Here is a 13,924-nt window from a genome sequence, read left to right as displayed (position 1 = left end):
TGTTTTGGATTGGCTGGAGCTGTCGCTTTTTTCAAGTTCAGTTTGTATTCATATCACCAGCCAGTAATACGATGCCATGTTTCCTGTTCCGACGAACCTTGCTTCAGAACCTGATACTGTAAATGCATAGAGGCGGTTGCACAGGCATGGTTAGGCAGGATACGTAACCTTGTACCTACAGGGAAATCTTCTGTTTTCATGCTTGATTCGGCAGGTAATACAATGATGCCGTGTTCCTGATTCGTTATCGAGACACATAAATCAGGGTAAGGGTGTCCATCCAGATTGCAAACCTGCCCATAACCATAGTCTATCGGGCCTTCAGCAGTACCGCGATCTCTGGACATTGCCATCCATCCGGCATCAATCAGAATCCAGCCTTTTTCTTTATTACGACCGATAACGGTTGTCACAACAGACATAGCAATATCATCTAACGTACAGACTCCAACGTTTTTCATGACCAAATCAAAAGTAGAAAAAACGCCAGCCCTTACTTCAGTAATACCAGTCAAATCTTCGACATAGTGTGCAGTTGGTGTAGAACCCACACTCAAAATCGGACAGGCAATACCCACTTCTCTGATACGTCTGGCGGCTTGCCTAACGGCATCACATTCTGCCTTCGCTGCAACTCTGAGTTGTTCCCCTGTTCGGCATGAATAGGATCCTCCTGCATGGGTTAGCAGGCCTGTCAGAGTGGCACCATTGCCGTCAACCATCTTTGCCAGCTTAATGAGTTCATCACTATCTGGCTGGAGCCCGCCCCGATGGTCGTCACAGTCAATTTCAATAAATACGGAAAAGATCACACTATTGGCTTTTGCATATTCAGCTACTGCTAAGGCTTGTTCTGGTGTATCAAGCAGGATGTGAATATTGCTCCCTTTATTAAGAAGATTTGCCACACGAGCCAGCTTATGGGGTGCAATACCTACAGCGTACAAAATATTGGTGTAACCAGCTTTAACAAAACCTTCTGCTTCTGCCAGCGTGGAAACGGTAGCAGGGGATGAAGAGTCTTTCAGTAGATATTTTGCGGCTTCGGGAGAGCGCAGGGTTTTCAGGTGAGGGCGTATGTGACTGCCAAGAAGCCCAATACGGTTATAGAGCCGGTCAATATTGCGGATAAAACGTGATTCATCAATTAGCAGGAAGGGAGTTTCTAACAAGCTTAACCAGTCTGAGTTTGACATAACATGCCTCCTTTATTACTAAAGTGATCTTTCTTGGTTTTCTCAATTATTAATGCAATGAGTTTAGAAAATATATGCGAGCCTGAACGCATTTTTTATACTTTACGTCTGATTTATTTGCTTTTACTGGAAGAGTCTTTATATTCTTTGTTCACCGAATAACCAGAAGGTATCATTACTTTCCCTGATAAAAAAGGAGGTTTCTGATGTTTGTGCAGCGTTTTTTTAACGCTCGCTTATTTGGCGACAGAAGCTTGCTCAAGAGTTTGTGGCATACGCTGCGATAATCTCAGTTTGAGCGAAAAATTTTGATTACTGCTCTAAAGCAGTAAATTGATAGTTCGGATTATCTTCACTCAAGCTCGAAGAATTATTGTCAGCACCTGACAACGGTGTTTTGCACCCAAAATTCTTGAGTTTATCTATGAGTACTTATTTATTTGCACAATCGCTTTCTATTGCTTTTTCTTCATCTTCTTTGTTTGAGGATGTGACGTTTACACTGAATAAAGGTGACAAGATAGGGCTTATTGGCCATAACGGCTGTGGCAAAAGCACCCTGATGAAATTACTTAGCGGTAATCTGGAAGATTACGGCGGTCAGATGACGGTTGCGAATCAGTGTGTACTGGCCTATGTCGAACAGCATCTCCCTTTATCTCTGCATGATGCGACGCTGATCGAAGCCATTGCCGAAAAAATTAAGGTTGATGAAATTTGGCGGGCTGAACTTCTGTTATCTGAACTGGGTTTTTCCCAACAGGATTGGCAGACACCTATCGGGAATCTCAGTGGCGGCCAGCATATGCGTTTATTGCTTGGCCGTGCGGTGATCCAACAACCTGACTTACTGCTACTGGATGAGCCGAGTAACCATCTGGATTTAACCTCCCTTTTATGGCTGGAATCTTTTCTAATTCAGTGGAAAGGATCGTTTGTTGTGGTGTCACATGACCAAACGTTGTTGGATAAGGTGACGAATACAACTTGGATAATGCGGGATAAAACCCTGCATCATTTTGGCATGCCTTGTTCGCAGGCAAGGCAGGCTCTGCTAGAGCGTGATCAGGCTGATCTGCAACGTCATGCCAGCGAGCAAAAAGAGATAGACAGGCTGGAACAAAGTGCTGAACGGCTGGCGGTATGGGGAAAAGTTTATGACAACCCCGATCTTTCCCGTAAAGCGAAGACAATGCAAGCGCGTAAGCAGCGTCTTGCTGAGCAGCAAACCAAACTGACACAGGGTACACCGTGGAGGCTGACTCTACAGGGAGATTCATTACCGGCTAACCGGTTACTGAATATCGAACAAATGGCTGTTATGCCTTTAGGAACTGATGTTGTTCTGTTTAATGTGTTGTCAAAGCAGATCAAAAGTGGTGACAGAGTAGCTATTCTGGGTAATAACGGAAGTGGAAAATCCACGTTATTAAAAGCCTTGTATCAGGAGTATCTGGAAAAGACATTGCAGGATGTGGCTTACCATCCACAATGCCGGCTTGGTTACTACGATCAATCGCTGGAGCAGATTCAGGATGATGACACACTGAGCGATGCACTGCTTCGTTTTGCACCAACCATTGATGATCAGCGTAAACGGGCACTTATCAGTGCAGGTTTTGAATATAAACGACATCAACAGAAGGTGGCATCATTGAGTGGTGGTGAACGAGCCCGCTTATTATTCGTGGGCTTGACGCTAGCGCGTTACCACCTGTTGTTGCTTGATGAGCCGACTAACCATCTTGATTTGGAAGGCAAAGAAGAACTCTTTGACACTCTGAAAGAATACAAAGGTGGAGCCTTGATTGTCAGCCATGACCGAAGTCTTATCGAGCAAAGCTGCAATCGTTTTTGGCTGATTAACAATGGTGAATTAGCCGAATATCACAATGTCGAAGAGATCTATGCTTTGCTTGAACGCGGGAATAGTTCATTTAGAACTCAACAGCAGGGTATTGATCGTAAACAACAAAAAACAACAGCATCGGGATGGGATGAAGAAGTTTTGTTGCAACGTCTGATTGAGCTGGAGCAACTTTTGCAGGAAGATTTAAACAGAAAATCGAAACATCAGAAGCCAGCTTTACAGGACAAATGGCGGCAGGAGATTGAAGTGATAAACAGGCAGCTTTAATTAGCTGTATCTGACCGTCATTAATTTTGCTCTGATGGCGGTCAGATTATTCCAAACAAATTCTAATTATCTAGAATGCGTAATATTAAGGGGAGTTACAGAAATTCGCTGAATTCATCGGCATTTGGTAGCTTGATAGTCTGTTTGAAACCCGCCAGTTTCACTTCCTGACGTGAGAGTTGGATATCTGAAGGCTGTAGTACTGAGTTACCAAAATTATAAATCACAGATTCCTTACCGCGGCAAATGTCCTGATCCTGTTGTTCGGTAATTTCTTTAACTGGCTGATTAATATTGTGATAACTGTTGATAGCTGCATTGCCATGTTTTTTTGTCAGCATTTGCATTGTCTGTTGTGGGGATAAAACAACCGCACTGGCATTATTACCGCCAAAACCTTTCGAGTTAATAATTGTGGCACGCATATCATTGCCTTGTTCACCAGCAAACTTGTCCTGCATTAAGATATTCAGGTTGGAAGCGTGTACATCTTCAGCAATATGGTCGATTGTCTTAATACCGGGTATCCAGCCAAATCGCCAAACCCCCAGTGTGTTAGCTAATTGATCACCCGCAGAGGCAGAAAAAGAGTGCCCGACATATGATTTAATAGCGGTTACATCCCAATGGCTGAGTCCAAAAACTTTCGCGACTTCATTGAGAATATGGCTTTCAGTCACTCTGTTTTGGGGAGTTCCTGTACCATGTGCCTGAACGTAAGAATGCTGTAATTTTCCGTCCAGAATGCTGTTAGTCAGGGAGGCTGCTTTCATCATCGTAATATAGTTACCCACTCCCGGAGAAGAGATGGATTTCTTATTTGCATCGGCATTTACGAAAACATCAGGTACAGAACCGAGAATATTAGCGCCACATTGTAGAGCAAGGTCATCACTCATCAGAAGTACAAACTGTGATGCCTCAGAAAGTGTCAGCCCGACATTAGTTGAGAATGGGCGGCAGGCACGACGGTTGTTGACCGTATCGGTTCCATCCAGTTTACATAACTGATGGTCTTCTGCCATAGCTCCCATGGCACTGAACCCTTCCAGAACTTCAGGAACAACAGGGGCTTCGGCACATCCCACTAAACAAATTTTGGCTTTACCCTGCCTGATATCATTAACACCCTGTTTGAGGTTATACAGAAAACTGGCGCAGGCACCGATATTGGCAGATGTGCTTCCTATACTATTGATAATATAACTGTTAATAAAAGCGGCTGGCATATCGGGTAAGGAAAGCGGCAACATTTTGGAGCTGGCACGTAATCCGTTCAGCCGATTACCGATTAATCCTGATAGTGAAAACTGATCCACCTGACCTACAGCACAGCTGGCATAAACAGAGATTTGATCGGGGTCTACCAATGCGGATATCTCAGACCATGACATCCCGATTGAGTTAAGTAAGTCTGAGGCTCCATATACGGTAAGACGCAAGCCGCGTGGGTGGTGATGGGCATGATATAAATCTCCCATTTCAAACCCTTCTGGTATTTGCCCGGCACTGGATACAGAGAGTGAGGTATAAGCTGGCTGTAATAGCTGAACTGAGTCTTTATCAGAAGTAGTAATTATTTTATTAACCGGTACATTATGTGGATCAAAAAGTGTTATTTTTCTAATGAGAGTGCCATTTTTCGCCTGTTCAATCTGGGAGGCTGTGACAGATCCAGTATCGTTAATAATCCCCATCCGATGGCATAAATCACTCCATGTGTCTTTCATTACTGTGTCATTAAGGCTGTTTGATACAATACGTTTATATCCGTGGAATCCAGAACTTCGTCCTGCCGCATTGATACCGCCTAAACCAACAATTACAGGTAATTTACTCATTGTGAACTCCGAAAGGTTTTCTTTGCAGTTTAGCAATTGGTGTAAATTAATACTCTGATATATTGGTCATTAAAACTGAGAATATTGCCATTTGGCTTTATTGAAACTAAATATTAAATATTATATCCCCGTTATTTTTTAAGTTTTAGCTTTGTTGGCAGTATCCCGAAACTCCGTAAGGAATAGGTAAGAAGGGTACATGATGTTCGGAGACTGGGTATGAAAATAGCGTTTGTCTTATATGATAGAGCATTACAAAGCGGAATTACGTTTGCATCAGATATGCTGAATAGCGCCAGTAGCCTGAGAAGCCATACTGCGCAGAAAAAGCAGCCGCTTTGTATGTCTGTTGTGGGAAGTGAGAAGAGAAAGAATCAACAGACACCGCAAATTCTGTTACATACCCACCATACATTTTCAGACCCTGTTGATTTTGATTTGGTTTTTCTACCCCCGATGTGGGGAAATCCATTTCCTGCAATGGGAAATAGAGAGGATATTTTCGCATGGTTGCGCCGGCAAAAAGATAATAATGCAGTTATTGTTGCAACCGGCACAGGCGTATTCTGGCTGGCACAGGCAGGTTTACTGGACGGAAAAACAGCAACAACGCATTGGTCATTTTATGACAAGCTTATTTGTGGTTTCCCGGATGTTAAGGTTAACCGCAAAGCTGGCATTACTTATAATGATAATATTTATTGTGTCAGAAGTATTAATTCTCAAACGGAGTTGCTGGTTTACCTTATTTCTCAGTTTTTTGGTCTGAAAATTGCGAGAGTGATTGAGAAACATTTCATGCACGAAGTCTCTGACTTTCAGTCTGAGCCCTTCTTTCAGATGGGGGGGAATACACAATTTGATGAGGTGGTATCAATAGCCCAGAGCTATATTCAGAAAAATATAACTTCATCAATCACCATTAAGGAAATTGCCAACTATGTTGGGGTTTCGGAGAGAACGCTGACACGTAATTTCATGGCGCAGATTGGCGTTTCTCCACATAAATACATGCTTAATTACCGTTTATCGACGGCAAAACAGTTGTTGAAAGATAATAACCTGAATTTATTGAATGTTGCACAATTAGTCGGATTCAGGGATCCCCATTATTTCAGTAAAGTGTTTGAGAAACATTTTGAATTGACACCTGTAGCTTACCGTAACTTGGTAAAAGCAAAGGCATTCCGTGCCGATTAGCTTAAAGACTGCTTTACGCATTACATTATCTCAAAATGCCTTATTTTTTAGGCCAAGCCCCTGTAGACCGATTGTATTGAGTTCTGCGGAAGTAAACCGGTTCTTCCAGTTTTTTTCATAATGCTCCGGAGCAAAATCTGCCGGAGATATACCCTCGTCAAGTGCTGTTGCGACATGATGAGCATAGGCCAGATTTTTATCACATAACGGTGCCGCGGGAATATACATCACATTTCCCCAGCCCTGTTGATTTTCAACAGGGGCAACTGAGTGAATCAGATCACAATGCCACCAGACTGAGTCACCGGCCTGTAGTGCCGGAATACTGCATAATCCCCGAATGAGATGAGGATGCCATTGCTCTGAGATAGGAAGCGCTTTACCGGGAACCACATCGCACAACTCATCTTCGGGAACATCATTCAGCAGTGGACGCAGCAGGATATAGGCTATTGCTTCGGGAACAGGGACAACATGCAAAAGTCCCTGATCAGTTAATATGTCAGACAATGCCGTCCAACCCTGGAATGTTCTGAAAACAGAGCATCTTGTTTTATGATCGAATTCATTCATATCGGGGCGATAGGCGGCATCCCAAGGATCATATTCTGCAAATCGGTTAGTAAAAATGTTTTTGAATACGTTTTGATAAGCAGGCAGTAACCAGCGTTCTAAAGAGCCAGAATCGATATGAGCTCCCAGCCCTTTGGAATTCGTGCCCGGAGGCTTGTGACGAATACGGTCAGGATAAATCATACTGACATTAGGATTAAACCAACTCACTCCGGTTGATTCAAATTTCCACAGGTGATTCAGAAAAGATTGTGCCAGCGCCATTCTTTCACTTTGTCTGGCCTGCATCTGTGCCTGCGACCAGTAAATAGGATAAATTTCCGGGCGGGATGTTTTAAGAGTGCCGAAGTAATTATCTTTTGGCCCTTGATAAAGACGATCAAACTCATTGATATCAAGGTAATCAAGCATTGATTTATCCCATTCTATTGCCTGAGAGCGTGGAAAATTTTGCCTGATGACTAAACAGCCACGACGCTTGATTTTCTGGATGGCTTCTTCTGATACTTTACCTTCAGCCAAATCATGCCAGTGTAGCTCAGGCCAGGCACTGCCGAGATTTTTTTCATCTTTTTTAGCTTCGGTTAACTCTTTTTCTATCTTGTCACATACCTGCAAAAAGAGCGTTTCCACATCCCCGATTTGCTCGCGCAGAATTGGTTTCATCTGACGAATTTTTTCACGGTAATTATCAGGAACACTGGTGGGATTCGAAAAGGTATTCATAGCAGCCTCCTTAGTATAAAAATCAATCTAACCTCGATCCATAATATAGCAATCAGGTTTTAGTTAATTTGTGATAAAAATTTTGAGCGAGTATTTAATGCTTTGTTTTAATTGAGTTATGAAAAATAGTTTAATGTTTATTTGATAATGAAAAATATAGAAATTATTGCCCTGTGAATACTCAGGGCAATAATGAACCTGCCGGTATTAACCAGCGGGAGTATAGTAAATGGGGGAACCCGGGCCGACAGGCAAACCAAGAACAAAGACCCAGAGATAGAAGAACAATGACCAACCCACCATAAATACCACGGAATAAGGCAACATCATGGTGACCATTGTTCCGATACCGGCATCTTTTTTATATCTTACGGTAATTGCCATAATCAGCCCAAAATAACTCATCATCGGGGTGATGATATTGGTGACAGAATCACCAATACGGTAAGCAGCCTGAATAGTTTCTGGAGCGTAACCCGCCAGCATCAGCATAGGTACAAATATGGGGGCAGTTACGGCCCATTGTGCTGATGCTGATCCAATCATCAGATTAATAAAAGCACAAATCATGATGAAGCAGATAAATAATAGGCCACCGTGTAGGTTAATATCATTGAGGAAGGTTGCCCCTTTTACTGCAATGATTTGACCAATATTTGTCCAGCCAAAGAAGGCAACGAATTGGGAAGCGAAGAAAATAATAACCAGATATAAACCCAGATTACTCATGGACTGCGCCATGCCATCGACTACATCTTTATTGGATTTGATGGTTTTGGCGACATAGCCGTAGACAATGCCAGGCACAGCAAAGAAGATAAAAATAAAGACAACAATAGATTTCAGGAAGGGTGAATTGCCGATTAGCCCAGTTTCCTGATTACGTAATATACTGTTTTCCGGTATAACGTTCAGTGCCAAAATGATACTGAGAGCAGCAAACGTTAGTGAAGCGGCGATAAGCGCTTTCTTTTCCTGGGGAGTGATTTCGGCGGAACTTTTAAACGTACTTTCATCTTCATTCAGGGTAGTTGTATATGGGCCTAATTGTGGTTCTACAATTTTTTCAGTCACCAAATAACCCAGAATAGAAATCAGGAAAGTACTGGCAAACATGAAATACCAGTTAGCTTCAGCCCCAACGGTATAGGATGGATCGATGATTTGTGCCGCCTGCTGTGTAATTCCCGAAAGCAGAGGATCAACCGTTCCCAATAATAGATTGGCAGAATAACCACCGGATACGCCGGCAAATGCTGCTGCCAGACCTGCAAGTGGGTGGCGTCCAAGGGAGTGGAAGATGATAGCGGCCAGTGGAATCAGTACCACATAACCCAGTTCGGAGGCAGTATTTGACATAATACCGGCAAACACAATGGCTAAAGTGGTTAATTTGGGTGGTGCTTTCACCACGACCAACCTCATCAGAGCAGACAGCATACCTGAGCGTTCTGCAATACCGACACCAAGCATGGCAACTAACACTGTTCCTAAGGGAGCAAAGCCAGTAAAGTTTGTCACCAAATTAGAGAGAATTTTACGAATTCCATCTGCGTCAAGTAAGCTGACAATATGGATCACGCCATCTGCCGCCCGGCCTTTTGCCCCTTCAGGGCGTGGATCAATAACTGTGATGTCAAAATATTGCCCGATTGCTGAAGAGGCTAACAAAATAGCAATAAGGATAATAAAAAGAATAACAGGATGAGGTAAAGCATTTCCTAGCCACTCTACTGTTCGTAGAAAGCGGCTTCCGTTTTGTTTTTTAGTTAACATAGTTTCTCCTTCTAATACAGAGCAACGGAAGTTACATAATGTTTTGATTTTTTGCTATATAGTAAATATTCGAGTGTTGGATGGGGTAGCAGGTAGTGTTTTATTTTGTTGTGGGTTTATTTTCTTTTTTTTATCAATGTATTGTTGATGGCAGGTGTTATTACCATGAAGGGAAATAGCCGTAAATAAGAATGATAATAAATTTCAGAAATGTGTTCTATATAGCATTTATGCCGTTAGGTTTATGAAAGATCACCGGTGTTTTTAGACTGATATTTTTAATTTTTCGATATATATAGAGTGTTTTTTGTATTGATAATAAAATGAAACGATAACATGGCATTTATATTTCATTATGTTATCGTTTCATTTTTTAGATAGAGGATAAAATGGATAAGTGATTTATTCAGAAAGCCATTCTATTTTGTATTTATATAAATAATATTTAATGTTTCTATTGAAATAAAAAATGGGAAAAATTTTTTAAGATGGATTATTGAATTTACTCGAATTAGATATTAATAGTGGCATCAGTAATAATCCCATCAATGCAGACGCTAACGTAATTAGAGCAAACATACCAGACCAGTCATAATGATTAATTACCTGACTCAGTGGCCAGCCTGCTATAGCTGCACTCAGATAGGAATATAGCCCAAGGTAGCCTGTAACAGTACCCGCAGCATTCTTATGACAATATTCTGTCGCTGCCAGCCCAATTAACATTTGTGGGCCAAATACAAAAAAGCCAATACTAAAAATACAGGTAGCCAGTAAGGCACTATTTTGTATGGGGACTAGCCAAAGTGCTGTAACTGAAAAAAATAATCCCAGAGAAAATAGTAAAATCATAGGAGCTCGCTGGCTACGAAAAAGTAAGTCTGATCCCCATCCTGAGCAGAGTGCTCCCAATAATCCTCCTAATTCAAATAATGAGAGAATCTTATTTGTGTTGAGTAAATCAGAACCATGTTTTTCTGTTAGCCAAAGACTTCCCCAGTCATGTATTGCTGTTCTGATGAAATAGATCAGAATATAGGAAATACCAAGCAACCAGATAATACGATTAAACACAATTGTTTCTTTTAAAATTTTTATCATTGGCATTGGTGGGGATAGTTGCTCTTGCCTCAGTTCCAGATGATCTTGTCGCCAATTTCCAATACTGGGTAATCCATGCTCTTGCGGAGTACCACGTAATTGTTGGCATAGCCAAATTCCAAGTAATATACTAATGACTCCGGGAAGTAGTAATGCTGCCCTCCAACTATATAGTGTCGCTAGCAGCGTTGATAATAGCGTCAGGAGGATCCCGCTTATATTAATTGAAATATTCCAACATCCCCACCAGAATCCCCGCTCGTTACGAGAATACCAGTAAGTTAGTAAGCGTGCACATGGTGGCCAACCCCAGCCCTGAAAAAAACCATTCAGTGTCCAGATAATTAATATGGCCGACAATGAAGAACAAAATGCAAGGACAACATTAAGTACTCCGGTTATTAATAATCCTACTCCCATAAACCAGCGATAGCCTGTATGGTCATGGAAAATTCCGGATATAAATTTTGAAACTCCGTAAGCAAGATAAAATAGGCTGGCGATCCAGCCAATATCATTTTTGTCTAACACTAACTCTATTTGCATTGCTGGCATAACAGCATTTAAACTTCTGCGTGTAAGTTGAAATGTAGCATAACCTATCAATATTGATAGTAATAAATGAACTCGCCAATAACGGTATTCCTGTGAGACCCAACTATTGTTATCGGCTAGCATAATAATATTTCTCCATAAAAGTAATTTTTTATTGATAAATAATTCATCTCATTTTTAAATTTGTTTATTATTAAACATGTTTTTTACATGTAAAAAATAAACCTGATTGTTTAATGTGCTCATGATAATTTATGGGTAAGTTAATCACAATATGTGTTCCTTTTTGTGATTTTAATAACCAGTTTCCACCAATTATCTGAATTCTCTCTTCAATACCTTTTAATCCAAAACCTGCATTTTTCTTTCCTTCAGTGATTCCGACCCCATTGTCACTTATGCGAAGTTTAATAAAATTTCCTTTTTGTTTTAATGTAATAATTATTATGTTAGCACCAGAGTGCTTATTTATATTATTCAGAAGCTCTTGAATGAATCGATATAGAGTCAAAATGATAGTGCTATCTTGGGGCTCCTGTGATAATTGATAATTGAACTGACAGGCAATATTCCTCTCTTCGAAAGCAAACTCATTTATCAGATGGCGAATTGCCTGTTCAAATGACATTTCATCCAAGACAGGAGGGCGTAATTCGCGAAGAAGTTGGCGAGTAGAGTGATGGATTTGCTGAGCAATGGATTTAATTTGATCAGCGGCTTTTATTGTTAACGGGGAATTTGCCGTTCGTTTTACTAAGGTAGATTGAATTTGAATTGCAGTAATATTTTGTCCAATTTCATCATGTAATTCTCTGGCAATATTTTTACGAATGTTTTCTTCGATATGGACTATCTTTTGCATTAGAATTTGTCGTGCAGCTAATTCCTGTTCCAGTTGTGTGCGATAACGATTGAGATTTTCTGTTAATCGCTGTTGATGGATAAGATTACCGGCTAATTGCTGTTGACGGCTGATGGCAATACCAAGTCCTATACCCAATAGGGCTTGTGTTGTTAAGAAAATTTCCAGTTCTTGTAATTCACTGAAAGATCCACTGAAGTGGCGAGCAGATGTTACTATCAGGCTGCCTAATAAAGCGGAGAAAACTCCTCCTTGCCAGCCGTAACGATAGGCCATAAATACATTGGGAATAAAGACCAAAATTGACAGAATTCCTTCAATTTTAGGTGATAAAAAGAATTGGCCACTTACACCAAGTAAGCTGAATAGGAAACACCACATTAGTAATGATGTATGCAATTGTGGATAAGAGGAGTTATCAGTAATATTTTGCCTTTTAAGGTTTTGTTCGTATAAATAGATATATATAAGATAAATAAAAGGAGATAGAAGAACCCCTCCTGTTAGCGATGTAAGAAAAATGAGGTTAGCTTTACTCGGTAATAAAAAACTTAATAAAAGGGTCTGTAAAAGGCTATTGGCTATTACGCCAGACAATAATATAGATATTTGTTGCCAATAAAGAGAATGGTTTTTCCATATTTCTTTTACAATGATGATTGTAGCCAAGCTGATAAATGGAGACAGTAATATGCTTATGTTTGTAATAAGTTGCTCATGATAGAACCACATTAATATACTGATTTCACTTATAATAAGAATAGCGATATAACGTCGCCATAATAAAATCATTAATACCAGTCTTAGTCCCTGAGGTAAAAATAGTGCCGCCTGTTGCCCATTTTTACTCAGATAAAAACTGATTATCCATAGAGAGATCCAAGTAAATGAGTAAAAAATCAGTAGAAACAGAGCTTGTAAGCTAAAGCGTATTTTACAATTCATTCACTAACCCGCAATAATCTGATTTTTTAATGCATAATGCACGAGTTCAATAGTGGAGTCACACTGTAATTTACTGAGAATATTTGCTCGGTGGACATGTACAGTTTTTGGACTTAATTTAAGTTGCTCCGCAATACTTTTCGCATTTACTCCATGGATTAAAAGATTAAAAATTTCTCGTTCCCGTGGAGTGAGCACTTGTAGTACATCTAATTCTTGTGGCTTTTGGCGTAGAGCTTTCATGGCGTCAGCACAAAGGTAAATGTCTCCATTGTGGACTGTACGTACTGCTTGCACCAGTTCCTCTGCTCCACAGCATTTTGTCAGATAGCCACGAGCCCCTGAATCAAGCGCAGTTTGTACAAGAGCCGCAGTATCATAAATACTGAGCATGATAGTATAAAAATTTAGGTGTTTTGGACGTAGGCGTGCAAGGAGTTGTAAACCATTTTCATGTGGCATGGCGATATCCATAATAGCTATGTCTATATTTTTTACCAGCAGATCTGGCCATGCTTCTTTACTGTTACTGTATTGCCCGACAATTGTAATATCATCTTCTAGTGTTAGTAATTGGGCAAATCCTGAACGAACCACAACGTGATCATCAATAAGTGCAACTTTTATCTTCATTTTTATTTATGGTATTTTTATTATGAATTTATCTTATGAATAATAATGTTCGTGAAAAAGCATCAGCGCAACTAAAAGAATCAAATTTGCAATGAAGATAACAAATTAGACTGTTATTTGAGTTAATAACATACATGATAATTAATTTATATTATTATTTATGTTTTAATTCATGGATTTTTTTGATATTACCTGTCATTAAATTAACCTGAATATATAAAATAAGAATGGGTTTTTATTAGATTATTTATTCCACAATCCGGTAAGGCTGAATATACTACAAATAGCGGTGTTTTCTTTATCCAATAATAAAAATAAATTTGTTATTTATTGATATAAAAGGGATTTTATATGTTATTTAAATAACGCGATCTTATAG

9 protein-coding genes are annotated in these 13,924 nt (G+C 40.2%); 2 read left to right on the top strand and 7 right to left on the bottom strand.

The window, feature by feature from the left end:
- Positions 1-53 precede the first annotated feature (53 nt).
- A complete protein-coding gene (locus AACX38_RS14735) occupies positions 54-1,196 on the bottom strand; it encodes a DSD1 family PLP-dependent enzyme (protein ID WP_228864802.1) in 1,143 nt (380 codons plus the stop codon).
- A gap of 424 nt (positions 1,197-1,620) precedes the next feature.
- On the opposite strand from AACX38_RS14735, the gene AACX38_RS14730 reads away from it, so the two are divergent.
- A complete protein-coding gene (locus AACX38_RS14730) occupies positions 1,621-3,333 on the top strand; it encodes an ABC-F family ATP-binding cassette domain-containing protein (protein ID WP_228864800.1) in 1,713 nt (570 codons plus the stop codon).
- Positions 3,334-3,428: 95 nt separating this feature from the next.
- On the opposite strand, the gene AACX38_RS14725 is transcribed toward AACX38_RS14730, so the two are convergent.
- Positions 3,429-5,174: a beta-ketoacyl synthase gene (locus tag AACX38_RS14725; RefSeq protein WP_228864798.1), complete on the bottom strand. Its 1,746-nt coding sequence runs from the start codon at positions 5,172-5,174 to the stop codon at positions 3,429-3,431.
- A 219-nt stretch (positions 5,175-5,393) separates the two neighbouring features.
- On the opposite strand from AACX38_RS14725, the gene AACX38_RS14720 reads away from it, so the two are divergent.
- Positions 5,394-6,374, top strand: a complete 981-nt coding sequence (locus AACX38_RS14720; protein WP_228864797.1) for a GlxA family transcriptional regulator — start codon at positions 5,394-5,396, stop codon at positions 6,372-6,374.
- Positions 6,375-6,404: 30 nt separating this feature from the next.
- Here AACX38_RS14720 and AACX38_RS14715 read toward each other — a convergent pair whose 3' ends face one another.
- The 5 genes from AACX38_RS14715 to AACX38_RS14695 form a co-directional block, all read right to left on the bottom strand.
- Positions 6,405-7,673 (bottom strand): YbiU family protein, encoded by a 1,269-nt coding sequence (locus tag AACX38_RS14715; RefSeq protein WP_228864795.1) that lies wholly within the window; start codon positions 7,671-7,673, stop codon positions 6,405-6,407.
- 207 nt (positions 7,674-7,880) lie between these two features.
- Positions 7,881-9,449 carry an AbgT family transporter gene (locus AACX38_RS14710; protein WP_228864793.1) on the bottom strand — a complete coding sequence of 523 codons (1,569 nt, stop codon included), beginning with the start codon at positions 9,447-9,449 and terminating at the stop codon, positions 7,881-7,883.
- A gap of 483 nt (positions 9,450-9,932) precedes the next feature.
- Complete coding sequence (gene uhpC / locus AACX38_RS14705) at positions 9,933-11,228, bottom strand: MFS transporter family glucose-6-phosphate receptor UhpC (RefSeq protein ID WP_228864791.1); 1,296 nt, start codon at positions 11,226-11,228, stop codon at positions 9,933-9,935.
- A gap of 70 nt (positions 11,229-11,298) precedes the next feature.
- A complete protein-coding gene (locus tag AACX38_RS14700; RefSeq protein WP_228864789.1) occupies positions 11,299-12,912 on the bottom strand; it encodes an MASE1 domain-containing sensor histidine kinase in 1,614 nt (537 codons plus the stop codon).
- A 3-nt stretch (positions 12,913-12,915) separates the two neighbouring features.
- Positions 12,916-13,545, bottom strand: coding sequence for a response regulator transcription factor (locus AACX38_RS14695; RefSeq protein ID WP_099125239.1), 630 nt, complete (start codon positions 13,543-13,545; stop codon positions 12,916-12,918).
- Between the last annotated feature and the right edge of the window lie 379 nt (positions 13,546-13,924).

Origin of the sequence: Xenorhabdus sp. PB30.3 (assembly GCF_963895965.1) — a bacterium.
Taxonomy (GTDB): Bacteria; Pseudomonadota; Gammaproteobacteria; order Enterobacterales; family Enterobacteriaceae; genus Xenorhabdus; species Xenorhabdus stockiae.
Note: the sequence above shows the minus strand (reverse complement) of the source record. Positions and strands in the feature narration are given on the sequence as shown.

What these genes read in the sequence shown, in the direction of transcription:
- AACX38_RS14735 (WP_228864802.1), bottom strand. Translation starts at nt 1,196, where the DNA reads ATGTCAAACTCAGACTGGTTAAGCTTGTTAGAAACTCCCTTCCTGCTA.
- AACX38_RS14730 (WP_228864800.1), top strand. Translation starts at nt 1,621, where the DNA reads ATGAGTACTTATTTATTTGCACAATCGCTTTCTATTGCTTTTTCTTCA.
- AACX38_RS14725 (WP_228864798.1), bottom strand. Translation starts at nt 5,174, where the DNA reads ATGAGTAAATTACCTGTAATTGTTGGTTTAGGCGGTATCAATGCGGCA.
- AACX38_RS14720 (WP_228864797.1), top strand. Translation starts at nt 5,394, where the DNA reads ATGAAAATAGCGTTTGTCTTATATGATAGAGCATTACAAAGCGGAATT.
- AACX38_RS14715 (WP_228864795.1), bottom strand. Translation starts at nt 7,673, where the DNA reads ATGAATACCTTTTCGAATCCCACCAGTGTTCCTGATAATTACCGTGAA.
- AACX38_RS14710 (WP_228864793.1), bottom strand. Translation starts at nt 9,449, where the DNA reads ATGTTAACTAAAAAACAAAACGGAAGCCGCTTTCTACGAACAGTAGAG.
- uhpC (WP_228864791.1), bottom strand. Translation starts at nt 11,228, where the DNA reads ATGCTAGCCGATAACAATAGTTGGGTCTCACAGGAATACCGTTATTGG.
- AACX38_RS14700 (WP_228864789.1), bottom strand. Translation starts at nt 12,912, where the DNA reads ATGAATTGTAAAATACGCTTTAGCTTACAAGCTCTGTTTCTACTGATT.
- AACX38_RS14695 (WP_099125239.1), bottom strand. Translation starts at nt 13,545, where the DNA reads ATGAAGATAAAAGTTGCACTTATTGATGATCACGTTGTGGTTCGTTCA.